Source organism: Flavobacterium humi, assembly GCF_004745595.1.
Classification (GTDB): domain Bacteria; phylum Bacteroidota; class Bacteroidia; order Flavobacteriales; family Flavobacteriaceae; genus Flavobacterium; species Flavobacterium humi.
This window is the reverse complement of record NZ_SRLH01000001.1, coordinates 367,581-391,032: the sequence shown is the minus strand read 5'-3', so window position 1 is coordinate 391,032 and position 23,452 is coordinate 367,581. Positions and strand designations below refer to the sequence as shown.

The following is a 23,452-nucleotide window of genomic DNA, read 5'->3' as shown; positions in this document are numbered from 1 at the left end:
ACTCACATGAAATTACAGCATACTGTTATTATTCTTTTATTTGTTCATTATTTTTCAGCAAAAGCACAGGAGTTTAAAAATTTCACTACAGAAGAAGGCCTCCCAAGCAATGAAGTATACGGTGTTTTCCAGGATAAGAACGGAGCCATGTGGTTTTCTACAGACAGGGGGATTTGCCAGTATAACGGATACGAATTCAAACGTTACGAACCCAAAGACGGCCTTACCGATATTACCGTTTTCGATTTTTACCCACAGCAAAACGGGACGGTATGGTGCAGTACCTTTAATAAAAAGGTCTTTTACTTTGAAAACGGCAGCAATCAATTTGTACCGTATAAATACAACAACCGCATCACCGCTTTTTTGCGCAAATACAGTAAAACTTCTTTTTTTATCAAATACCTGGCCGTAGATAAGGACGGTACGGTTTTCCTTTCCAACGGAATGGCCCTGTTCTCTATAGATGCAAACGGGAAAACTTCCGAGCTTTGCAAACCTGTTATTATTGACAGGAAGGTAATGATCAAAACCAAGAATTATACGCCCGATCTTTTTAACCGAAAGATTAATAGCCAGCAGGAAGTTTTTTTTGCTTCAGATACTAAAGTCCCTTCTCCTCTGACTTTACCGAATAATCTGGCCGTCCTGCGGAATATTGTCAGCCTCGACCAAGGGAAAAAACTGGTGGTTTCCGAAAATGTGGTGGAAATAGTGTCTCCGAACAGTCCTTCCTTAAAGATCAATAATGGCACATCGCAACCCATATCCGGAGGGAAAATGGGACAAGGCCATTTTTGGGTTGGGTACAGGAGTAACGGGTTGCGCATCTTCGACCTGACGGGGAAATGCGTGGCTCATTATTTGCCGCATGCCACTGTGAGCAATGTTTTCAGGGATTGCTACGGAGGTTTATGGGTAACCACTAACGATTATGGAGTGTATTACGCTTCTTCCCATCAGGTTAAAAGGTTTGAGATGGAAAACAAAGTCGTACATTCCCTGACAAAAGACAATGACGGAAACCTTTTCATCGGGACCTACAACGGTGATATTTACCAAAAAGGAAAAAAACAGCCTATTATCCGGCTTAAAAAAGCCATAACCAGCTATCCTGCTTATGTCCAGTTTCATGAGTATAAGAGCGCCACAGTTTTTTCCCATAACAACAAACTGTACTTGGGCAATACACTCGATAGAAATGATTTTATCCAGGTAACCAAAATGTCCGATGACAATCCTGAAGCCTTGTGCCTTATCCAATTTGGCGTATGCACCATTTGGGAGAAAGACAGGATTTTATCCGATACCCTGGCTTTCAGGGTACATGACATTTCCCGTATCGGCCCGAAGAATTACCTGGCCACTATGGAAGGTTTGAAAATTATGGTAAATGGCAAGGTTTATAAGAAAAAAGGAACCCAATTTAGCAACAGGATTGATGATATCGATTACGACCGGCACAATGGCATTTTGTATGGCGCTACTTTAGGAAAAGGAGTCCTGATTTACAACACTATAAAAAATACCGTCCAGACTATTGATAAAACAAAAGGATTATCGAGCGATATCGTCACGGAAATCTATATAGAAAACCCCAAAACCATATGGGCCTGTACTAATTATGGCCTCAACAGGATCCGTTTTGCTTCGTCGGGAAGTTATAAAGTAGATTACCTTTCTACGGCAAACGGCTTGCTGAGCAATCAGATCAAGGATGTCGAAATCATCAATGATTCAATTTATATCGGTACAGGCAAAGGGCTCAATGTTATTTCCAAAAAAGAATTTGACGCTTTACTCTCTGAAAAAAAATACTTCCTCAGGCTGAAGGACCTTTACATCAACAGCAATCTTTATAAAGGAAACAGGGAGAAAATGCATTTAAGTTACAATGAAAACCAGATCGATTTTGTAGCAGAAGCCGTTTCCTTTTCCGGGAATAAAGAAATAGAATACCGCTATAAAATGAAAGGGCTCGATAAAGAATGGAAAACCACAAGGGAAAGGAAGTTTTCCTATGCCTACATTCCTCCCGGTGATTATACGCTGTTGGTAAAAGTCCTTGACGATGGCAGGAGTTTTTCGAAAGAATGTGTCATGCTGCCTATACATATTGATAAGCCTTTCTGGAAAACCTATTGGTTTTTGGGCATAATGGGGCTTGTTTTCGGGGCGGTGATCTATTTTTTCTTTAAAATAAGGGTATTGAGCTATAATGAGGATATCGTGCGGGAATTGCTTCGGCTTTTACTCAAACGAATCAAAAGAAAAGATGACTATTTTGCCTTTAAGGAATCCGGGAAAGAAATAAGGGTCAGGACTTCGGAAATATTGTTTGTGCGTTCTTCCGGCAATTATATTGATATTGTCACTGCATCAAAAACGTATACGGTACGGGGCAAGATTGGCGATTTCCTTTCCTTGGTACGGGATCCTTTGGAGTTTTTGAGAATCCACCGTTCCTATATCATACGCATCGACAAAGTACAGCAAAAAAGCAAAAAAGCGGTCTATGTACATCAGGATGAGATTCCTGTGGGAGAAACGTATCTTCCGGAATTGGATAAGATTCTTTTTTAGTATTTATATTCTGATTCTCTTTTCTTTTGCCTTGATGCAAAAGAAACAAAAAATCAAGCCTGTAAAAAGAAAAGCGCAAAAACTACCTTGAAGCTCCGCTCCGCGTCCCGAGCCGCTCGTCGTTCCTCCTCGTCTCGCGGAACGCTGCCGCTTTGCTTCTTCGTTGTTTTTATGCATTTCTTTTTAAGGGCGGGTTTGGATGGCTTGGAAAGATTGAGGAAATCTCTCATAATTCATAATTACAAAAAAAGCCGCCCCACAACAGGACGGCTTCTCTAATCATAGTTAACCTTATTAGTACACTAATAATTCTTTCAGTTCTTCTTCAAAACGAACCTTAGGCAGGTATTGGTCTTCCAGCGCTTTCACAAAAGGAATTGCGCTTTCCAGACTTCCTACCCTACGCACCGGCGCATCAAGATATTCGAAACAATTTTCCATGATCATGGCAGAAATATCACTGGATATTCCACCAAACAAAGTATCTTCCTGTAAAATAATGACTTTATTGGTTTTCTTTACCGAAGTATAGATCGTTTCCCAATCCAGGGGTTGTAGCGAGCGCAAATCAATAAGATCGGCTTTGATCTCCGGGTTTTTGGCCAAAGTATCCAAAGCCCAATGCACTCCTGCTCCAAAGGAAATAATGGTTACATCTTCCCCTTCCTTGATCAGGGACGCTTTCCCAAACGGTATGGTATAATAATCCTTTGGTACATCCTGGTACATGCTTCTGTACAATTGCTTGTGTTCAAAATACATGACCGGATTCGGATCGTTGATGGCCGTGTTCAGTAATCCTTTGGCATCATAAGGGAAAGCAGGATATACGACTTTAAGCCCAGGTGTTTTGGTAAACCAGGCTTCATTTGTCTGTGAATGGAAAGGCCCGGCTTGTGTACCACCTCCGCAAGGCATACGCACTACAACATCGGCTTTTTCCAGCCAACGGTAGTGGGATTTTGCCAATAAATTTACAATTGGGTTGAATCCTGTCGAAACGAAATCGGCAAACTGCATTTCTACAACGGCTTTGTGCCCGTTTATGGAAAGTCCCATTCCGGCCGAAACAACTGCGCTTTCACATATAGGTGTATTGCGTACTCTTTCTTTTCCGAATTGTGCTACAAAGCCGTCAGTGATTTTAAAAGCACCGCCGTATTCGGCAATATCCTGACCCATGATTACCAGGTTTCCATGGCGTTCCATAGACTGTCGCAAACCATTTGAAATGGCATCGATCATACGGATGTTTTCAACTTCTTCCGAATGTGTAACTTCTTCAAAATCATAGGGTTTGTACACATCGTTTAGTTCTTCGCTTAAACTGGCCTGGATTTCAGGCTCTTCCTGTACTTTTGCCCAATCGGTATCTATTTCCTTTTTGATTTCGGCTCTGAATGCCTCATCTGTTTCTTCAGATAAAACGGCTGTCGCTTTCAGGTAATTCCTGAAATTCTCCACAGGGTCTTTTTCGGCCCACATGTCCATTAGCTCCTGCGGTACGTATTTTGTACCACTGGCTTCTTCGTGCCCACGCATACGGAACGTCTTGAATTCCAGCAATACAGGGCGCGGGTTTTCCTGCATCGAAGCCTTAAGCTCTGAAATCAGGTTGAATACTTCCAAAATATTGTTCCCGTCAACCACATGGCTTTCCATTCCGTAGCCTATTCCTTTATCGGCAAGGTCTTCACAGCGGTATTGCTCGTTTGTTGGCGTGGAAAGGCCGTATCCGTTATTTTCAATAACAAATAAAACCGGAAGTTCCCATACCGAAGCAATGTTCAATGCTTCATGGAAATCTCCTTCAGAAGTGGCGCCTTCACCGGTAAAAACAGCGGTTACTTTTCCGTTTTGCTTTAGTTTGTTGGCCAAAGCGATCCCGTCAGCAACTCCTAATTGCGGCCCGAGATGGGATATCATCCCGATAATTTTATATTCCTGCGTACCGAAATGGAACGAGCGGTCACGTCCTTTGGTAAACCCGTTCGCTTTCCCTTGCCATTGCGAAAACAAACGATGCAAAGGAATCTCACGCGTGGTAAAAACACCTAAATTACGGTGCATTGGCAAAATATATTCATCTTTGTCCAAAACAGAAGTTATCCCTACTGAAATCGCTTCCTGGCCAATTCCCGAAAACCATTTGGATACTTTTCCCTGGCGGATCAGGATGAGCATTTTTTCCTCAATTAACCTCGGTTTGATTAATTTTTTATATAAATCTAATAATTGGTCGTTACTCAGATTTTTTCTGTCAAAATTCATAGAGATGTACTTTTTTAAATCGCCCTCAAAAATATAAAAAAATAACAGGAAAGCCTTGTTTTGTGATATTTTTTTAGGTTGTTGATAACTTTTAAAAATTCAATAAAAAATTTATCTCTATATTTGTGATATGAAGGCTTTTCGCCTTTAGTAAGTTATTAACATATTTTTTTTAAAAGATGCAAAACATTCCAAGTGTTGACTTACGTGATTTCCTATCGGGTGACCCGGTACGTAAACAAAAATTTGTAAATGAAATCGGAAAAGCATACGAAGATATTGGCTTCGTAGCATTAAAAGGTCATTTTTTAGATGACAAATTAGTACAGGATCTCTATTCCGAAGTACGCAATTTTTTCTCTCTTCCCCTTGAAGTAAAAGAAAAATACGAAATCCCGGGGATTGGTGGCCAGAGAGGCTATATTTCTTTCGGGAAAGAGCACGCTAAAGGCCGTTCTGCCGGAGATTTGAAAGAATTCTGGCATTTTGGGCAATATGTGGATGCCGATTCTAAATATGCAGCCGAATATCCTGCAAATGTAGAGGTTAAGGAACTTCCGCATTTTAATGAAGTAGGAAAAGAAGCCTATCAGATGCTTGAAAAAACAGGTGTTTATGTATTGAGGGCTTTGGCGCTTTACATAGGGCTGGATGAATTTTATTTTGATAAATATGCAAACCAGGGGAACAGTATCCTAAGACCGATACACTACCCTCCTATTACTGATGAACCTAAAGACGGAGCCGTTCGTGCTGCTGCCCATGGCGATATCAACTTAATTACCTTATTAATGGGTGCCCAGGGGAAAGGCCTTCAAGTCCAGAACCACGACGGGCAGTGGATTGATGCCGTAGCCGAACCGGACGAATTGGTCATCAATGTTGGGGATATGCTTTCCCGTCACACCAATAACAAACTGAAATCCACGATCCATCAGGTGGTAAACCCGCCAAGGGAATTATGGGGCACTTCCCGTTTTTCGATCCCGTTCTTTATGCACCCTGTGAGCGATATGTCACTTAACTGCCTTCCGGAATGTATCGATGAGAACCATCCGAAATTATACGAAGATATCACTGCCGGTGAATTCCTGTATGAGCGTTTGGTAGATTTGGGATTGATTAAAAAATAATTAAATCTAAATAGATAAAAAGTACGGGTTTATAAGATCCGTACTTTTGTTTTTTAATAATTTTACGTAATGGATTTACAAGATCAGTTAAAGAATTTATTCCCGGACCATATCCCTTCCCAAGAACCGGAAGAAACCCAGGAAGAGGATCATGTGCTTTTTATCCAGAAAGACCCCATGATCTGCAAATACGAGAAACGCAAAGGAAAGCCTGTAACGATTATTGAAGGTTATGAAGGCAGCGAAGAGGATTTTAAGGCTTTGGCCAAAGAAATCAAGACAAAACTTAGTGTTGGCGGCAGTTTCAAAGATGCATCCATCATTATTCAGGGAGATTACCGCGATAAAATCATGGAAATTCTCAAAATAAAAGGATTTAAAGTAAAACGCGTAGGCGGCTAAAAATATATGACATCAATAAAATCATCAGAATTAATTCTGAACCCGGACGGAAGTGTATACCACTTAAATTTAAAACCAGAACATATTGCCCATGACATTATTTTTGTCGGGGACCAGAACCGTGTAGAGAAAATTACCCAGTTTTTCGATACCATTGAATTTTCCACCCAAAAAAGGGAATTCAAAACACAAACCGGGACCCTTAAAGGCAAACGGATTACCGTAATGTCAACAGGAATAGGCCCTGACAATATTGATATTGTCATGAATGAACTGGACGCTTTGGTCAATATCGACCTGGAAACCCGTTTGCCTAAAAAAGACCTGACTTCATTAAACATTATCCGCATCGGGACATCGGGTTCCTTGCAAACAGACATTCCTGTGGATAGTTTCGTAATGTCCAAATACGGGCTTGGGCTGGACAATATGCTCCGCTCCTACCTGATTGAGGATATTTCGGAACAAGCTATTGAAGACGCTTTTATTTCCCATACGAACTGGGATCTGAAAAAAGGAAGGCCGTATGTAATTGCCTGTTCTTCAAAATTAGAGCAGTTTATAGAAAGTGAAAAGATCCATAAAGGTTTTACCGGGACTGCGGGCGGTTTTTACGGTCCTCAGGGACGTGTATTGCGTTTAAATATCCAGGATGAAAGTTTGAACTCCAAGATGGATAGCTTCAATTTCAATGGTATCAAAATGACCAACCTAGAAATGGAAACTGCTGCGATTTATGGCTTGGGGAAACTTTTAGGCCATGAAACATTATCGCTTAACGCTATTATTGCCAACCGTGCAGACGGGACTTTTAGTGCAGATCCGTATAAAGCGGTAGATGAGCTTATTGCGTATACTTTAGGGAAAATGACCTCTTAAATATGGACTTACGGGTTGCAAGGCATACCAACGATTTAGAAAAAATAAAATCTTTCTATATTGATGTTTTAAAATTTGAATGGCTCGGCGGTTTTGAAAACCACAGCGGCTATGATGGTATTTTTATTGGAAAACCAGATGCAGGCTGGCATTTCGAGTTTACTGTTTCGAATGAGAAAGCCAATCATTTTCCAGATGAAGATGATATCATAGTATTGTACCCAGGCACAATTTCCGAATACGATCAGTTATTGGGGAACCTGTCTGAGAATGCTATTCCGGTTATTGCAGCTAAAAATCCCTATTGGAATGAAAACGGTAAAATGTTCCTCGATCCCGATGGGTTTAGAATCATCTTGTCCCATTTAAAAGCACGTTAAAATATGAACCTGAAATTAGAAACCGACCGGCTTTTTTTAAGGGAAATCCTGCCTTCTGACGCAGAAGCCATGTTCCTTTTGGACAGCAATCCGAATGTCCACCTGTACCTCGGGAACAATCCCGTGACATCAATAGACCAATGCAGCGGTTATATTGAAAACATCCGCAACCAATACCAGCAAAACGGTATCGGCCGATTTGCTGTCGTCCTGAAAGAAACCAATGAAACCATTGGCTGGGCCGGGTTGAAATTTATCACGGAGCACGAAAACAATCATGTTGATTACTATGATATCGGCTACAGGCTGCAGGAAAACCATTGGGGCAAAGGATATGGTTTTGAAGCGGCGAAGAAATGGCTGGAATATGCTTTCGAAGAAATGAAAGTCCCGGCGGTTTATGCTTCGGCACACATAGATAATATAGGTTCCAACACTATTTTACAAAAAATCGGCTTACAGCAAAATGGCCAATACCTGCACCATGACATTCCGTGTTACTGGTACGAATTAACATTAGAAGAATATTCAAAATGAAAACAATAAGAATAGCCGGTGTTCCAGAACATTTCAACCTACCATGGCATTTGTGTATCGATAACGGGGAATTTGACGTCGTAGGCATAGACCTGCAATGGACTGATGTTCCCGAAGGTACCGGAAAACTGTGCCAAATGCTCCGTGATGACCAAACCGATATGGCTGTCATCCTTACCGAAGGGATTATGAAGGATATTGCCGCCGGAAATGACAGTTCGATTATCCAGGTATATGTGCAATCGCCGCTAATCTGGGGAATCCATGTGGATGCGAAATCCCCATACAAGCAATTATCGGATCTGGAAAATAAAAAAGCAGCCATTTCCCGCCTGGGTTCCGGCTCGCACCTGATGTCTATTGTGAACGCCAAAAACAATAATTGGCAAACCGATACTCTTTCCTTTGAAACCGTCAACACCATTGATGGCGCGGTGGAAGCCCTTGCAGCGGGCAAAGCCGATTATTTCATGTGGGAACGTTTTATGACAAAACCATTGGTGGATAACGGCACTTTCAGGAGAATTGCAGATTGCCCAACGCCGTGGCCTTGCTTTGTAATCGCTGTCCGCAATGAATTCCTTAAAAACCACACGGCTTCGGTGGAACTTGTCCTGGAGGTCATCAACAGCACTACGGTAGAATTTAAGGAAATCCCAAGTATTGACAGGACGTTGGCTTCAAAATACAACCAGAAAACCGAAGACATACAGGAATGGCTTTCCCTGACCCGGTGGTCCCAGAAGAAATTAGACAAAAACACTTTCGATACCATTCAAAATCAATTATTTGAGTTAAAAATTATTGAAAATAAAATTTCATATGAAGCTGTAGTTAAATAAATACTTATTTTTATCTTTTTAACCAGCTGATGACAACTTTTAAAGGATTTATTTCAAAATACAGGGAAAAATTTTCTTTGCCCAGTCCGTGGGATAGTATTGTCATTTTCCTGCTGAATATTTTGCTGACGATTCCTGTTTTCATCATTGCCCATCAAAATTTCATCAATCCGCATTGGAAATTCCCGATAGACAGGATTTTACTGTTTATAATCATCCTGGTGGCTTTCCAGCTTATTTTACGTGTGCTGAAAACGATCATCATCATTTGTATTTTCGGTTATCTTCTCATTCTTTTGTGTGGGACAATTTTCGGTGAATATAGTTTTTACCGGGTATATGACGATTACCGTTCTATGATGTACACCATGGAAGAAAATCCGTATCCTCAAGATATCATTGTAAGCAAATTACTTCCTTTCCCCAACAAATCCAAGGTATTGCGGGCTATTGATTTTGATAATCCCAAAGTCAGGAATTTTGCACTTTCGGCAACAACGAAGCATTTTGCAGATATAAAAAAAATGAAAGGCTACGGCTATTACCGGACAACCATACAATGTTTTGCTGTTTTTAAGGAAATTAAGACCCGGTGGAATTACGTAAACGATCCTAAAGGAAATGATTATATCGCTTCCGCCTCCGAATCTTTGCAGCATTTTTCCGGAGATTGCGACGATCATGCTATTTTAATGGCGGCCGGTGTAAAAGCAGTTGGCGGCGTTCCAAGGCTGATCCATACGGACGAGCATATTTACCCGGAAATGCTTATCGGGAGCCAAAAAGACCTGGATAACGTGATTTTCCTGATTAAAAAAGTACTTTTTACGGAAGAAAGCAAAAACAAGGAAATCCATTACCATATTGACGAACGCGGGCAAATCTGGCTGAACCTGGATTATACCGCTTATTATCCCGGCGGGAAATTCATGAGCGAGGAAATCCTGGGTGAGCTTACGCTGAATTAAAAACCTGTTACCAGTTTATTTCCGTTTTCCCAATGGTTTTCAAATAATCGTTGGTTGCCCTGAAATGATTGTTCTTGAACCAAAACCCTCGGTTGGCACTCAATGGGGACGGATGGCCTGCTTCGAGTACCAAATGTTTTTCCCTATTGATTTTAAGGCCTTTTTTGCGGGCGAAACTTCCCCAAAGCAAAAAAACGATTTGCTCGGAATTATCCGAAATATACTGGATTACAGCATCTGTAAAAAGGTTCCATTTTAAATGTTTATGGCTGTTGGCCAAATCTTTGCGTACCGTAAGCGAAGCATTCAGCAACAAAACCCCTTGTTTTGCCCAGGGCTCAAGATTGCCTGATGTCGGAAAAAAAACACGCCCATATTCGTTATTGATTTCCGTGAAAATATTTTTTAGCGAAGGCGGGATTTTTACACCATCATTTACAGAAAAGCACAACCCGTTCGCCTCTCCTTCTCCATGGTAAGGATCCTGACCGATAATGACGACCTTTAAATCTTCCAATGGAAATTGATCAAAAGCATTGAAAATTAAATCTTTAGGCGGGAAACAAGTAAAGTTGGAATATTCTTCATCGACCTGGTGCATCAGCTTGCTGAAATACTCTTTTGGCTGCTCTTTTTCAAAAATGGGCGACCATGATGGATGGATATTGGGCTGCATCGGCTACTTTTTTTACAAATATATCACTTTGACCTGATCCCAAAGCGTAAAGAGATGCAATAATCTTTGTAACTTTGTCTTTTGCTATTTTTACTAATGATTTCAATACACGAAAAAACACTTCAGGATTTACAATTTTCAACGGTTTTAGAAACGGTATCGGCCATTTGCAATACCGATATAGGAAAAGAAAAAGCTTTGGGGATCACACCTTTCAAAGACGAAGAATCATTGAGGATTGCTTTGCATCAAACCTCTGAATATGTGTCTTCCTTTCAAAACAACAATGCCATCCCGAATCATAGTTTTGATGCCATTTCGCATGAAATAAAATTCCTGGCCATTGAAGACAGTTTCCTGGAAGTAGGCAGCTTCAGAAAAATTGCCACTTTGTCTGAAACGACAAATGCCCTGCTTCAGTATTTTAAAAAATTTGACGATTATTACCCTACTTTATATGCCAAATCAAGCCAGATCGAACTCACTAAGGATATTATCCGTTCCATAGATGAAATCGTTGATAAGTATGGTGAAATAAAAGACAACGCTTCTGTGGCTTTATTGGAAATCCGCAAGAATATGAACCTTGTCCGCGGGAAAGTCAACCAGAGCTTCGGCCTTGCCATGACGCAATACCACGGGTTGGGATACCTGGACGATATCAAGGAAAGCTTTGTAAACAACCGTAGGGTTTTGGCCGTTTTGGCTATGTACAGGCGAAAAGTGAAAGGTTCTATTTTAGGCAGTTCCAAAACCGGGAGCATCGCTTTTATCGAACCCGAAACCACGCTTAAATATTCCCGGGAATTAAGCAACCTGGAATATGAGGAAAAAGAAGAAATAACCAGGATATTAAAATACCTGACCAATATTGTCCGCCCTTATTTACCGCTTCTGATACAATACCAGGAGTTTTTAAGCGATATAGATGTGATTGCTGCCAAAGCCAAATACGCCAATAGGATCAATGGTATCCTTCCAAAAATTACCAAAGAAAGAAGGGTGTATTTCCGGGAAGCCTTCCACCCTATTTTGTACCTGAACAACAAAGCCAAAAAAGAAATTACTTATCCGCAAACTATTGAATTTCATAATGAAAGCAGGATTATTGTCATTTCGGGTCCAAATGCCGGAGGGAAAACAATTTCCTTAAAAACAGTAGGATTATTGCAATTGATGCTGCAGTCCGGTATGCTGATCCCTGTTCATGAACGAAGCGAAACGTGTCTTTTCGACAGGATCCTGACCGATATCGGAGATAATCAATCTATTGAAAATCATTTGAGTACCTATAGTTACCGATTGAAGAACATGAATAATTTCCTAAAGAAATGCAATTCAAAAACCCTATTCCTTATAGACGAATTTGGGACCGGTTCGGATCCGGAATTGGGCGGTGCGCTAGCAGAAACTTTCCTGGAGGAATTCTATGCCCGGGAAGCTTTCGGGATCATTACAACCCATTATTCCAATTTGAAAATCCTGGCCAACGAATTGCCTTTTGCCACCAATGCCAATATGCTTTTTGATGAAAAATCATTGGAACCCATGTACAAGCTCGTTTTAGGGCAAGCCGGAAGTTCCTTTACTTTTGAAGTAGCCCAGAAAAACGGTATTCCGTATGGCTTGATCAATCGTGCCAAAAAGAAGATTGAAGGCGGGAAAGTCCGTTTTGACAAAACTATTGCAACCCTTCAGAAAGAGCGTTCCAAATTGGAAAAAACGTCTCAAAACCTTAAGGAAGAGGAAAGCAAAGCCCGTGAGGAAAGCAAAAAAATGGAAAGCATCAATGTGAAGATACAGGACAAATTGGAGCGCTACCAGGAGTTATACGATGCCAACCAGCGACTGATTTATATGGGCCAGAAGATTGATGATATCTCGGAGAAATATTTCAATACCAAAAATAAAAAAGACCTTATTGGTGAATTCCTGAAAATGGTCGAGATTGAAAATTCCAAACGGAAAAAGCTTACACCTAAGGAAGTGAAGGTCAAGGCAGCCATTGAAAAAGTGATTATAGAGGAAGTAAAAGTCAAGGTGGAAGAAATCCGCGAAGTCAAGAAAGAGAAGAAAAGAAAAGCCTCTCTTGAGCCTGAAAAACCGAAAGTAATCCTTAAAATTGGCGACAGGGTGCGTATGAAAGATGGAAAATCCGTAGGAACGATTGACAATATCGAAAAAAATAAAGCGACTGTCAATTATGGCATCTTCACTTCAAAGGTAAATGTTGAGGAATTAGAATTCGTACAAGCAAAATAAGAGCTAAAATGGAAATAGCGGATATACCAAAAGATAAAAAAATCATATTGTTTGACGGTGTTTGCAACCTTTGTAATTCTTCCGTCCAATATGTGATCCGGCATGACAAAAAGGATATTTTCCGGTTTACGTCGCTACAATCTGACATAGGCCAGAAAATTCTAACCCACATTGGGATTTCCCGGCAAAAAATAGACAGTATTGTTTTGTATGAGCCCGGAAAAGCCTATTATTACAAGTCCGGGGCGGCTCTTAAAATTGCCCAATACCTGGGTGGTTTTTTTACATATGGCACTATTTTCAGGATCATACCTTCTGGAATTAGGGATTTTATGTATGATTATGTAGCCAAAAACCGTTACAAATGGTACGGCAAACAGGAAGCCTGCATGATTCCTTCTCCCGAATTGAAGTCTAAATTTTTAGAATAAAAAAAAGCCAGGTGATTATCCTGGCTTTTTCATTTATAGGTTGAAATTCAATCCTGCGACAATATTCCTTCCCGTGTTGGGAATGCCCTCCGATTTTAACCTGGAAAGATGTGAAACATAATTTCTGTCCAATAAATTATTGGCATTCAACGTGAGGTCGAACTTTAGTTTCAACAAATTGATTTTTCCTCCCAAACTGGCATTCACCAAAGCATATCCTCCTGATTTTGTTTCAAATTCGCTATTCTTGTTTTGGGCGAACGTATTTTCGACCGTTATTGATGTAAACGCTTTTTTGAACCAATCCCGGAAATCAAATTCCGCCCGGAGTGTATTGCTCCATTTATTGGCAGGGATCAAAGGCAAAAAACCACCATTGTCCTTCTTTCCGGTAACGCTTTCAAAACTGCTGGTAAAATGCAGCCAATCCAAAGGGTGCGGATGAAAATGGATTCCCGCTTCTCCCCCATACAAAAACGCATTGGACTGGACGTAATCATACACGTTATTGTCCTCAATGACAGTCCCGTTAGGTGAAATAAAAATATAATTGTTGATGTGGTTGTAAAATCCGTTGGCGAAAAATTCGAAATGGGAATTCCCATATTCCACGTTCAGGTCCGTCTGGATGTTTTGCTCGTTTTGTAAATCAGGATTCCCGATCTCGTACCGGTTACTGCCTTCATGCACTCCGTTTGAGGTTAATTCGGCTAAATTGGGAGCCCTGAAACCGGAAGCTATATTTATCCTGACCGAAAGATTGTCCATCAATTGCGTTTTATAGCCAAGAGAGGCATTAAAACTGTTGAATTTCTTATCAATGGCTTCAAAATAACCTTCCGAACCGGCTATTCCGTGGGTTTCCGTATTGATTTTCCGGGTATCAAAACGGATTCCTGCCTGGAATATATTTTTTTTCCATTCGTAATTACTGGTGGCCAAAACGCCAATATCGGTAGTAACGGCATCCGGAATCAGCAATTCTTCTCCTGAATTTTTATTGGTTTGATTCATCCCTTGCACACCAAGAATCGTTTCCAGTTTCCCAAATTTCGGAAGGTAATATTTCAAATCATAATTGAATGTTTTCAAATCCATGTGTAAAACCGGGATTGAACTGTCTTCGAATTCTTTCCTATTATTGGCGATATACCCGAAATCGGCATCGATTTTCGAATTTTTGAAAAAGAAATTATTATGAAGACTGACAATGTGGCTCACCACTCCTTGCCGTGGGTAATTGGGGTCCCTTTTGGTGGTTTGCACTGCAATTTCTTCGGGGATGCCCAAACTCAAATTGTTCAGGTTGTAGCGTAAAACGCTGGCAAATTTGGAATTGCTGTAACCGATACCGGTTTTCAGGTCGGTTTCTTCAAAACGTGTATTGGTCACCCTGTTTCCGCCGGGTATTTTATAATCGGCATGGGAATTATAACCGCCGCGAGCCATGAATTTCCAGTTTTCAGAAGAAGATTTTAGGCCGAAAGAAGTATTGCTTCCATTAGTATTGGAAAATAGTTTTTGGCTAAAATCGCTCGAAAAAGAATTGGGCTGGGCGAATTTTTCCGGATTGAAAAACAAAACACCACCCAACGCGTCCGAGCCGTAAAGCAACGAAGCAGGGCCTTTTATGACTTCAACGCTTTCCACACCGCTGTCGTTCAGTCCAAGGCCGTGTTCTTCCCCAAATTGCTGGTTTTCCAACCGGACACCTTGGGTATACACCAGGACACGGTTGCCGCTCAATCCCCTGATTACGGGTTTTCCTATGGCAGTTCCTGTTGAAACTTGCGAAACTCCAGGTATTGTTGCCAGTCCTTCAATTAAAGTAGCGGCGCCTTTTTGCTGTAATTCCCTGATGGAACTATGCTCCACTTTCATGACATTCTGGGATTGCATTTTGTTGAATGCGGTAGAAACAATCACTTCTTCCATATGGTTTACCGATTCTTCAAGCGTGCTATTTACAATGGTTTCTTTTTGATTCAGGCGTATGGTGACAGCTTGGGTTTCGTACCCAAAATAAGTAAAGATCAGTTTGAAATTCCCGTTGGGAAGATTGTTGATGGCATATTTTCCATTGGCATCAGAAAGCGTTTCGATAGTAAGCTCAGGAATAGCTACCGACACCAATTCGAGTGGTTTGTTATTTGCCGCCGTAATAGTACCGCTTACTGTGTTTTGTGCAGCGGAAAACAGCGAAAACCCTAACAAAAGGGTTACGAAAAAAGATTTCATAATAATAAGATTGTTTATTGTTTAAAAATAAGTTCGGCCGAAATTAAGAGATTCGGCAACGGAATTAAACAATAATGGCAGGAGGCCCCCGCAGGTAATACGAGCTACCGGTAAAGAAAACTAATTTTTCTCCGTAACCAAACAAACGGGTAGTATCGGAAACGGCATTAAAAAACTCAAACGAGTAAATTTCTGCCGGGATATAATTGCTAAACGAGTATTTGCACACAAAACAATTGTCATAATCGTGATGGCTGTGCGTAATCTCCGCTTTGCTATTGGAATTGTATTTATGGTGGCAGTGCTCGGTAGTAAGCTCCTTGACCAAATGCTCAAAGGAATGCGCCGATTGATACAATATCGTAAAGGATATTGCCGCAAGGACGAAGAAATTTACTATGAGCAGGCGTTTTTTCATTCAGGACAAATGTAAAAAAGAAATCCGTTAAACATACATTTAACGGATTTTTTATCTTAAATGGTGATTAAACCAGATTGTTTTTCACTAAATATTCAGCAATCTGAACCGTATTGGTAGCCGCTCCTTTACGAAGGTTATCTGCTACGATCCACATGTTTAAGCTATTTGGCTGGCTTTCGTCACGGCGGATACGGCCTACGAACACATCATCTTTCCCCTGTGCATATAAAGGCATTGGGTAGGTAAATGTGTCTACATTATCCTGGACAACAACACCCGGTGTATTATGAAGGATGCTTCGTACTTCGTTTACTTCGAAATCATTTTCAAAAGCAACGTTTACGGCTTCGCTATGGCCTCCAACAATAGGGACACGAACGGCTGTAGCAGTAACGGCAATGGTCCTGTCGTCCAATATTTTTTGGGTTTCGCGAACAAGTTTCATTTCTTCCTTCGTGTAACCGTTATCTTCAAAACTATCGCAATGCGGGATGGCATTTCGGTGGATTGGATATTTATAGGCCATTTCCCCCTGGATTCCTGAGTATTCATTCTCTAGCTGTTGTACTCCTTTTACTCCAGTCCCGGTAATGGATTGGTAGGTTGAAACAACAATTCTTTTGATTTTGTATTTTTTATGCAACGGAGCCAATGCCATAACCAATTGTATGGTGGAACAGTTTGCATTAGGGATGATCTTGTCTTCTTTTGTAAGTATCGAACCGTTTATTTCCGGCACAACCAGTTTTTTCGTCGGATCCATCCTCCAGGCAGAAGAATTGTCAATAACTGTCGTACCCACTTCAGCAAATTTAGGCGCCCAGGCTAAAGAAGTTTCTCCACCGGCAGAAAATAAGGCAATGTCAACTTTCATATCCACAGCAGTCTGCAATCCGACAACCTTATACTTTTTCCCTTTAAATTCAACTTCCTTTCCTACGGATTTTTCAGAAGCAACTGGAATTAATTCGGTTACAGGAAAATTTCTTTCCGCTAAAATTTGAAGCATTACTTCGCCCACCATTCCGGTGGCACCTACAACGGCTACTTTCATTTGATGTGTGTGTTATTGTTTTAAAAGACAAAAGTAAATAATTAAGATGTTAAAAAAATACAAAAAAACAAAACCACACAAAATGATATTATTTCGTGAGATAATGTCCATTTCAGCTGAATGTAAGCGGGTTTACAACATTTTGGTTACAATTGTTTTTCTAAAATATGAGTGTATTTTCCGTCTTAAAGAAAAAATATAAAACGCTGTTATTTTACACAATTACTACAGAAATTTAATATAAATAACACTTTTAAATAAAATTATATAATGTATGTAAACTTTTGGTAACAAAAATATAATGGTATAAAAATAGGTTTTAAATAAAAAAATAAGATATTTGTAAATTAAATACTACAAAAAAACAATACTAATGAAAACTTTAAAATTATTTTACCTGTGCCTGTTCGGTTTTACAGCCGGCACAGTTTTTTCCCAAACCACACTTGTGGCAACGGGTTCATCCTGGAAATACCTGGACAACGGATCCAACCAGGGTACTGCCTGGAGAGCGGCAGTTTTTACTGAAACCGGATGGCTGCAAGGCAATGCGCAATTGGGTTACGGAGATGGAGATGAGGCTACTGTGGTAAGTTATGGCTCGAGTTCTTCCAACAAATATGTAACCACTTATTTCAGGAAAACCTTTGCTGTAGCAAATGCCAATTCTTTTATTAATTATACTTTGAAAGTAAAAAGAGACGATGGTGTTGCGGTATATGTAAACGGTACGGAAGTATACCGGAACAATTTGGCAGCAAACGCCACATCCGCAACATTGGCAACACTGGCCAGCGATGACGGGGCGGGTTTTCAATCTACAACCCTTCCGGCTGGGACATTTGTTACCGGAAACAATACTATTGCCGTTGAAATCCATCAAAACGCAGGAAACAGCTCCGACATCAGTTTTGACCTTGAGTTGATTGGTAATCTTACGGCTCCTGTAGTAACCTCACAAAAACACATCCACTGGGGTTCTTCCAAAAATCCGCTTGACGGGCTTACCATTACCTGGCGAAATACCGGAACTGCCGATAAGATCAAATGGGGCTACACTAATACTTATGAACAAGGGACTTTCAACGGGGTTTCCAGGGCAGGTTATGCCGATAAGTATTTCAATTACAGTTTCCCTGTTGTGACGCCAAACGCTACAATATATTACGAACTGTATGATTCGCAAAACAATATCTGGACCGGACAAAAAACCTATCAGACAGCACCTCCTTTAAATACAAGCGATTTTACGTTCCTGGCCATTGGCGACAGCCGTTCCAACGTAGGTGTATGGCAAACAATTTCCAATTTGGCACAATCCAAAAACCCGGATTTCGTTTTGTTTAATGGTGATATTGTAGAAAATGGCAATACAAATGCCCAATGGGATAATTGGTTTGATTATGGTAAAAACCTAATTGACAAGCAGTTGTTTTTCCATGCCCAGGGTAACCATGATGTGTCTAGTGCGGCTAATTATCAAAATATCTTTGAATTGCCTAAATATTCCCCTACCGGTACTGAATTGTACTATGCCGTAGAATATGGGGACGCTATTTTTATCTGCTTAAATACCGAAACACCTACCAATGCTGCGCAAAGGACATGGCTGACCAATACACTGGCTGCTAATGTCAATAAAAGATGGAAAATCATTTCGTTCCACAAGCCTTTTTATACCGTTGGGCCGCATGCCAATGAAATGAATTCGGAATTTGGAACCTGGTGGAAAGCTTTTGATGACTATGGTGTTGATTTGATTTTGACAGGACATGACCATTTATACGAAAGGTTTAAGCCAATCAACCGAAATGTGAGCACTACCAATGCCGTGGCAACTTACGGAAGCGGCCCTACAGAAGGACGATGCGAAGTGGTTTGCGGCGGTGCCGGAGCGCCTTTGTATGATGCGGGGACTTCCGGGTTGTTGCAGACCTTTAAAAAAGACTATCATTTTGTCAAATTTGACGTTACGGCCACTTCGCTTTGCGGTACGGTTTACGACGATTCCAATGTAGTTATAGACAATTTCTGTATCAATAAGACTAATTTAGGGAAAGGAGATCCAAAAAATATTTTTTACCCTATCAAATTATCGCCAAACCCTGTAAAAGAGAGTTTTAAAGTAACCTACAGCTCGCCAAACACAGGAAAAGTACTGATTAGCATTTTTGATATAAAAGGGAATCTGGTGGCTCAGGAGAATACAACAAAACCAGAGACTGAATTTGTATACAAATATGATGCTTCTTCTTTAAAACAAGGAGTCTATGTGTTTGAAATCCAAATGGACAACCAAAAAGACAGTGCTATACTGATACGTGAATAAGAACCAAAAAAGCCCTGGACATTTCAATTCAGGGCTTTATTTACTAATATGAAGAATAAAATAGAAATCCTTACCAAAATTGGTGTTTTTGGTACCTTTTTAGGCCATGGAATAGTGGCCTTATGCATTAATCCAAAATGGATTCCATTGCTTACCTGCTATGGCTTTTCAGAAGGACAGGCTGTTGCCCTGATGCCATATATCGGCATTGCGGACATCATAATCGCTTTTACGGTATTGCTTTATCCAATACGTTTTGTAGTTGGATGGGCTATTTTATGGGCCTTTATGACAGCTTTGAGCAGGCCTATATCCGGAGAGCGGTTTGTGGAATTTGTGGAAAGGTCCGCCAATTGGTGTCTGCCATTGGTATTGCTTTTACTATTAGGCATCCCGCAAAATTTTAAAAGCTGGTTTAAGGTCAGGGAATAAAAAAGGAGGATTTCAAAATCCTCCTTTTTTATTATTTATTTTTTAGCAAATCCCTGATTTGCGTGAGTAGTTCTTCCTGGGTAGGCCCGGCTGGAGCAGCAGGAGCTTCTGGTTTTTTCATTTTATTGATTCCTTTAATGATCAAAAATAAAATGAAAGCTACGATTATAAAATTAATAACAGCTGAAAGGAAAACACCGTATTTTACACCTCCAAATGCTGTCAATTGCTCTATTTCAGTAAGGTTGGCAGCTTCTAATGCAGGTTTAAGCAATAATGGCGTAATGACATCGTCAATTAACGAACTTATGATTTTCCCAAAAGCACCACCAATAATAACCCCAATGGCCAAATCAACAACATTGCCTTTCATGGCAAATTCCTTAAATTCCGAAATGAATCCCATAATTTATTTGTTTTTAGGTTAATTTACTTTAAAATACAAAGCTAATTTAACATTATTATTTAAATAAAATTAACATTTTGACAGTTATTCTCTGTAGAAAACCCTTTTTACCCTGCTGGAGATGCTGGTCAGGATTTCGTACGGAATAGTATGTATTGCTTCGGCAATGGCTGTAACCGTAGGGTCTTTGCCGAAAATAATCACTTCATTCCCTTCAAAACAATTAATTTCTGTAGCGTCGGCCATGAGCATATCCATGCAAATGCTGCCAATAATGGGTGCCTTCTGGTTGTTTATCATGACATACCCTACTCCATTCCCCCAAAGGCGCGAAATACCATCGGCATAACCAATAGGAACCGTTGCGACTTTTGTCTTCCTTTTGGCAGAAAACCGCCGGTTGTACCCTACTGTTTCTCCCGGATCAATGCTTCGTAATTGTGAAATAACCGATTTTAAGGTCCCAACGTTTTCGAGCATTTTTGTTTCTTCAGCATCATTTGAAACGCCGTACAAACCTATTCCAAGGCGGACCATGTCAAATTGGGCATGCGGGAAATTACTGATTCCAGACGAATTGCTGATATGTCGTATCGGATTGATTTTCAGAGATTCAGTTATAGTTTTGGATAACCTGTCAAAGTCTGAAATTTGCTGGTTTGTAAATGTTTTGTCTTCCTGGTTATCGCTTTCTGCCAAATGCGACAAAATACTTTTTATGGATACTAATTTGGTTTCCTTCAAAACAGCGATCAGTTCCGGGAGCATTTCGGCATCAAAGCCCAAACGGTTCATTCCCGTATTAATTTTGATATGGACAGGATATTGGTCCAGGTTTTTCTCTGCAGCAATCTTCAAAAAGGCTTTCAAACCTCTTAAACTGTAAATTTCAGGTTCCAGGTAATGTTGGATGATGGAAGGAAAACTCGTCATTTCCGGATTTAGGACCATAATAGGCAAATCTATGCCTGCTTTACGGAGTTCGATTCCTTCGTCAGCAAAAGCAACGCCCAGGTAATCAATTTTATGATGGGCCAGCAGCCTTGCAATTTCATAGCTTCCGCTTCCGTACCCAAAGGCTTTCACCATGACCATCAGTTTGGTTTTAGGGTCCAGTTTTGATTTGAAAAAGTTCAGGTTATGGCTTATCGCATTCAAATTGATCTCGAGCACGGTTTCATGCGTTTTTTCCTCGAGGAGCGACACGATTTTTTCAAATTCAAACTGACGCGATCCTTTGATCAGTATGGTTTCATTGGCAAATTCCAAACTATCGAAAGCCGCTATGAATTCTTCTGTGGAAACGAAAGAAACCGGATTCAAAAATTTGTATTTGAAATGGGAAATAACTTCGCCAATGCAAATTACACGGCTTATTTTGTGGGACACAATCAGGTGTGAAACCCGGGCATACAATTCTTCATTGGAAAGCCCTGATTGAAAAATATCCGATAAGATTAGTGTCCTTTTCTTATGCTGCTTTTGGTTTTCTAAAAAATCCAGTGCTATTTTAAGCGATTGAAAATCAGAACTGTAACTATCGTCAATTAAAGTACAATTATTAATCCCTGTTTTTATTTTCAGACGCATTTCCACCGGGAACAATTCACTGACGCGGGCCACTATCGTTTCCAGGCTGTACTTCATATAAAGCATCGCCAGGATACAATGCATGCTGTTTTCGGCGGAAGCCTCATCTGTAAAAGGGATCCGTACCTGAAATGATTTTTCCCGGTATGTGATGTTTAGGATGGAATGGTCTTCAAAGGTATGCTTTTGGTAAAAAACATCGGCTGTCCTGTCATTCGTACTCCAGGTAAAAATCTTGATTTCCGGTTTTATGAAGGCTTCGACGGTTTTGTTTTTATTCAATATGAGTATGTCAACTCCTGAAAAAAGCTTTAGTTTTTCTTTTATTTTATGGGAAATGTCTGAAAACCCTTCGTCATGCGCCGTTCCGATATTGGTCAGGATCCCAATGCTGGGCCTGATGATTTTTTGAAGATGGATCATTTCGCCGCTTGTGGAAATGCCGGCTTCAAAAATACCCAAATTGTGGTTTTCATTAATTGCAATAACAGAAAGAGGCACACCAACCTGCGAATTGTAGCTTTTTGGACTCCTAATAATATTGAAATCAGGGCTTAACAGGAAATTAAGCCATTCCTTGACGATGGTCTTCCCGTTGCTGCCCGTAATACCTATGACAGGAAAATCGAACAGGCTCCTGTAATAAGACGCAAAATCCTGCAATGCCGCAAGTGTATTGTCCACAACATAAAAATTGGCCTTATCATTCAGGATTTCAGGGATATAGTTTACAACGAAATTCTTCACACCTTTTGAGATCAGGTCTTCAATATAAATATGTGCATCGTGGTTTGGGCCTACCAGGGCAAAGAACAGCGTTTTATTATTGTTTTGCTGCGACCGGCTGTCTATAGATACATTGTCGATAACGCCGGAAGCATTGTCAATATTAGCTTTGGCGTGTATGGCGGTAATGATATTTTGTAAAGTAACGCTCAAGGTTGTTATTTTTTCTTATCGGGATTCTCTTCCTGGTTCTTTTTCATGGCGTTATAATAGGCGGCGCGGCTCAAAGGCTCGTATTCTTCCGTTTCTCCCAGCATGACCAATTTTTCATTGTCATTTTTCCTGAAACTGTAATGGGCCAGGTTTCCGGTGCGGGTACACACGGCGTGCACTTTTGTCACATATTCCGCCGTGGCCATTAGTGCCGGCATGGGGCCAAAAGGATTTCCCTTAAAATCCATATCCAAACCTGCAACAATTACCCTGATGCCCGAATTGGCCAGGTCATTGCAGATGGCTACGATCTCATCATCAAAAAACTGCGCTTCATCGATCCCTACCACATCACAGCCCTGTGCCAGGATGCGGATATTGGCAGCGGCCGGAACCGGAGTCGAGCGGATTTCATTCTTATTGTGGGAAACTACCATTTCATCATCATAGCGTGTATCTATTGACGGTTTAAAGATTTCAACCTTTTGTTTGGCAAACTGCGCCCGTTTCAGCCGGCGGATCAATTCTTCGGTTTTACCCGAAAACATTGAACCACAGATGACTTCAATCCAACCAAATTGTTCTTTATGATTTACTGTATTTTCAAGAAACATTTTTTATTTTTATAACGATAAAAATGAATAGTTTTTATTACTTTGTAACACAACAAATTTATTAA

Annotated in this window: 20 protein-coding genes; 12 read left to right on the top strand and 8 right to left on the bottom strand. The window is 40.5% G+C overall.

Translation table 11 applies throughout. The features are described 5' to 3' along the window. The first annotated feature begins 6 nt into the window (after positions 1–6). The gene (locus E4635_RS01605; protein ID WP_135524861.1) at positions 7–2,583 is read left to right on the top strand and encodes a ligand-binding sensor domain-containing protein; all 2,577 of its coding nucleotides are present in this window, start codon (positions 7–9) and stop codon (positions 2,581–2,583) included. 294 nt (positions 2,584–2,877) lie between these two features. Here E4635_RS01605 and E4635_RS01600 read toward each other — a convergent pair whose 3' ends face one another. Further along, on the bottom strand, positions 2,878–4,854 hold the full coding sequence (locus E4635_RS01600; protein WP_135524860.1) for an alpha-ketoacid dehydrogenase subunit alpha/beta: 1,977 nt from the start codon (positions 4,852–4,854) through the stop codon (positions 2,878–2,880). A 179-nt stretch (positions 4,855–5,033) separates the two neighbouring features. Between E4635_RS01600 and E4635_RS01595 the strand changes: the two genes are divergently transcribed. The 7 genes from E4635_RS01595 to E4635_RS01565 all read left to right on the top strand — a co-directional run bounded on the left by E4635_RS01595 (position 5,034) and on the right by E4635_RS01565 (position 9,995). After that, a complete protein-coding gene (locus E4635_RS01595; RefSeq protein ID WP_135524859.1) occupies positions 5,034–5,987 on the top strand; it encodes an isopenicillin N synthase family dioxygenase in 954 nt (317 codons plus the stop codon). 69 nt (positions 5,988–6,056) lie between these two features. Further along, positions 6,057–6,389, top strand: coding sequence for a translation initiation factor (locus E4635_RS01590; protein ID WP_135524858.1), 333 nt, complete (start codon positions 6,057–6,059; stop codon positions 6,387–6,389). A gap of 6 nt (positions 6,390–6,395) precedes the next feature. Continuing rightward, positions 6,396–7,268 carry a nucleoside phosphorylase gene (locus E4635_RS01585; RefSeq protein WP_135524857.1) on the top strand — a complete coding sequence of 291 codons (873 nt, stop codon included), beginning with the start codon at positions 6,396–6,398 and terminating at the stop codon, positions 7,266–7,268. Positions 7,269–7,270: 2 nt separating this feature from the next. After that, complete coding sequence (locus tag E4635_RS01580) at positions 7,271–7,648, top strand: VOC family protein (RefSeq protein WP_135524856.1); 378 nt, start codon at positions 7,271–7,273, stop codon at positions 7,646–7,648. 3 nt (positions 7,649–7,651) lie between these two features. Then, positions 7,652–8,185: a GNAT family N-acetyltransferase gene (locus tag E4635_RS01575; protein WP_135524855.1), complete on the top strand. Its 534-nt coding sequence runs from the start codon at positions 7,652–7,654 to the stop codon at positions 8,183–8,185. Further along, positions 8,182–9,027 (top strand): substrate-binding domain-containing protein, encoded by an 846-nt coding sequence (locus tag E4635_RS01570; RefSeq protein WP_135524854.1) that lies wholly within the window; start codon positions 8,182–8,184, stop codon positions 9,025–9,027. The genes E4635_RS01575 and E4635_RS01570 overlap by 4 nt, the downstream gene beginning before the upstream one ends. 29 nt (positions 9,028–9,056) lie before the next feature. Beyond that, positions 9,057–9,995 carry a transglutaminase gene (locus E4635_RS01565; RefSeq protein ID WP_169630181.1) on the top strand — a complete coding sequence of 313 codons (939 nt, stop codon included), beginning with the start codon at positions 9,057–9,059 and terminating at the stop codon, positions 9,993–9,995. Positions 9,996–10,002: 7 nt separating this feature from the next. Here the strand turns inward: E4635_RS01565 and E4635_RS01560 are convergent, their stop codons facing one another. Further along, positions 10,003–10,671: a uracil-DNA glycosylase gene (locus E4635_RS01560; protein ID WP_135524852.1), complete on the bottom strand. Its 669-nt coding sequence runs from the start codon at positions 10,669–10,671 to the stop codon at positions 10,003–10,005. Between the two features lie 96 nt (positions 10,672–10,767). Between E4635_RS01560 and E4635_RS01555 the strand changes: the two genes are divergently transcribed. Continuing rightward, complete coding sequence (locus tag E4635_RS01555) at positions 10,768–12,933, top strand: endonuclease MutS2 (protein WP_135524851.1); 2,166 nt, start codon at positions 10,768–10,770, stop codon at positions 12,931–12,933. Positions 12,934–12,941: 8 nt separating this feature from the next. Continuing rightward, positions 12,942–13,364: a thiol-disulfide oxidoreductase DCC family protein gene (locus E4635_RS01550; RefSeq protein ID WP_169630180.1), complete on the top strand. Its 423-nt coding sequence runs from the start codon at positions 12,942–12,944 to the stop codon at positions 13,362–13,364. A 33-nt stretch (positions 13,365–13,397) separates the two neighbouring features. Here E4635_RS01550 and E4635_RS01545 read toward each other — a convergent pair whose 3' ends face one another. The 3 genes from E4635_RS01545 to E4635_RS01535 form a co-directional block, all read right to left on the bottom strand. Then, on the bottom strand, positions 13,398–15,602 hold the full coding sequence (locus E4635_RS01545) for a TonB-dependent receptor (protein ID WP_135524850.1): 2,205 nt from the start codon (positions 15,600–15,602) through the stop codon (positions 13,398–13,400). A gap of 64 nt (positions 15,603–15,666) precedes the next feature. Next, the gene (locus tag E4635_RS01540; RefSeq protein ID WP_135524849.1) at positions 15,667–16,020 is read right to left on the bottom strand and encodes a hypothetical protein; all 354 of its coding nucleotides are present in this window, start codon (positions 16,018–16,020) and stop codon (positions 15,667–15,669) included. Positions 16,021–16,087: 67 nt separating this feature from the next. After that, positions 16,088–17,077 (bottom strand): aspartate-semialdehyde dehydrogenase, encoded by a 990-nt coding sequence (locus E4635_RS01535; RefSeq protein WP_135524848.1) that lies wholly within the window; start codon positions 17,075–17,077, stop codon positions 16,088–16,090. A gap of 373 nt (positions 17,078–17,450) precedes the next feature. Here E4635_RS01535 and E4635_RS01530 point away from each other — a divergent pair, with 373 nt between their 5' ends. After that, positions 17,451–19,406, top strand: coding sequence for a metallophosphoesterase (locus E4635_RS01530; protein ID WP_135524847.1), 1,956 nt, complete (start codon positions 17,451–17,453; stop codon positions 19,404–19,406). Between the two features lie 48 nt (positions 19,407–19,454). Further along, complete coding sequence (locus tag E4635_RS01525; RefSeq protein WP_135524846.1) at positions 19,455–19,838, top strand: hypothetical protein; 384 nt, start codon at positions 19,455–19,457, stop codon at positions 19,836–19,838. 31 nt (positions 19,839–19,869) lie between these two features. Here E4635_RS01525 and mscL read toward each other — a convergent pair whose 3' ends face one another. From mscL to E4635_RS01510, 3 genes are all read right to left on the bottom strand, one after another. Further along, entirely contained in the window at positions 19,870–20,244 is a 375-nt protein-coding gene (mscL, locus tag E4635_RS01520; protein ID WP_135524845.1) for a large conductance mechanosensitive channel protein MscL, read from the bottom strand. Between the two features lie 84 nt (positions 20,245–20,328). Continuing rightward, positions 20,329–22,773: a bifunctional UDP-N-acetylmuramoyl-tripeptide:D-alanyl-D-alanine ligase/alanine racemase gene (locus E4635_RS01515; RefSeq protein ID WP_135524844.1), complete on the bottom strand. Its 2,445-nt coding sequence runs from the start codon at positions 22,771–22,773 to the stop codon at positions 20,329–20,331. Between the two features lie 5 nt (positions 22,774–22,778). Continuing rightward, on the bottom strand, positions 22,779–23,387 hold the full coding sequence (locus tag E4635_RS01510) for a thymidine kinase (RefSeq protein WP_135524843.1): 609 nt from the start codon (positions 23,385–23,387) through the stop codon (positions 22,779–22,781). Positions 23,388–23,452: the final 65 nt, after the last annotated feature.

Bases quoted from the DNA above. Each gene is read 5' to 3' on its own strand.
- E4635_RS01560 (WP_135524852.1), bottom strand. From the start codon at position 10,671: ATGCAGCCCAATATCCATCCATCATGGTCGCCCATTTTTGAAAAAGAG.
- E4635_RS01605 (WP_135524861.1), top strand. From the start codon at position 7: ATGAAATTACAGCATACTGTTATTATTCTTTTATTTGTTCATTATTTT.
- E4635_RS01555 (WP_135524851.1), top strand. From the start codon at position 10,768: ATGATTTCAATACACGAAAAAACACTTCAGGATTTACAATTTTCAACG.
- E4635_RS01585 (WP_135524857.1), top strand. From the start codon at position 6,396: ATGACATCAATAAAATCATCAGAATTAATTCTGAACCCGGACGGAAGT.
- E4635_RS01595 (WP_135524859.1), top strand. From the start codon at position 5,034: ATGCAAAACATTCCAAGTGTTGACTTACGTGATTTCCTATCGGGTGAC.
- E4635_RS01565 (WP_169630181.1), top strand. From the start codon at position 9,057: ATGACAACTTTTAAAGGATTTATTTCAAAATACAGGGAAAAATTTTCT.
- E4635_RS01570 (WP_135524854.1), top strand. From the start codon at position 8,182: ATGAAAACAATAAGAATAGCCGGTGTTCCAGAACATTTCAACCTACCA.
- mscL (WP_135524845.1), bottom strand. From the start codon at position 20,244: ATGGGATTCATTTCGGAATTTAAGGAATTTGCCATGAAAGGCAATGTT.
- E4635_RS01510 (WP_135524843.1), bottom strand. From the start codon at position 23,387: ATGTTTCTTGAAAATACAGTAAATCATAAAGAACAATTTGGTTGGATT.
- E4635_RS01580 (WP_135524856.1), top strand. From the start codon at position 7,271: ATGGACTTACGGGTTGCAAGGCATACCAACGATTTAGAAAAAATAAAA.
- E4635_RS01545 (WP_135524850.1), bottom strand. From the start codon at position 15,602: ATGAAATCTTTTTTCGTAACCCTTTTGTTAGGGTTTTCGCTGTTTTCC.
- E4635_RS01540 (WP_135524849.1), bottom strand. From the start codon at position 16,020: ATGAAAAAACGCCTGCTCATAGTAAATTTCTTCGTCCTTGCGGCAATA.
- E4635_RS01535 (WP_135524848.1), bottom strand. From the start codon at position 17,077: ATGAAAGTAGCCGTTGTAGGTGCCACCGGAATGGTGGGCGAAGTAATG.
- E4635_RS01530 (WP_135524847.1), top strand. From the start codon at position 17,451: ATGAAAACTTTAAAATTATTTTACCTGTGCCTGTTCGGTTTTACAGCC.
- E4635_RS01600 (WP_135524860.1), bottom strand. From the start codon at position 4,854: ATGAATTTTGACAGAAAAAATCTGAGTAACGACCAATTATTAGATTTA.
- E4635_RS01575 (WP_135524855.1), top strand. From the start codon at position 7,652: ATGAACCTGAAATTAGAAACCGACCGGCTTTTTTTAAGGGAAATCCTG.
- E4635_RS01590 (WP_135524858.1), top strand. From the start codon at position 6,057: ATGGATTTACAAGATCAGTTAAAGAATTTATTCCCGGACCATATCCCT.
- E4635_RS01550 (WP_169630180.1), top strand. From the start codon at position 12,942: ATGGAAATAGCGGATATACCAAAAGATAAAAAAATCATATTGTTTGAC.
- E4635_RS01525 (WP_135524846.1), top strand. From the start codon at position 19,455: ATGAAGAATAAAATAGAAATCCTTACCAAAATTGGTGTTTTTGGTACC.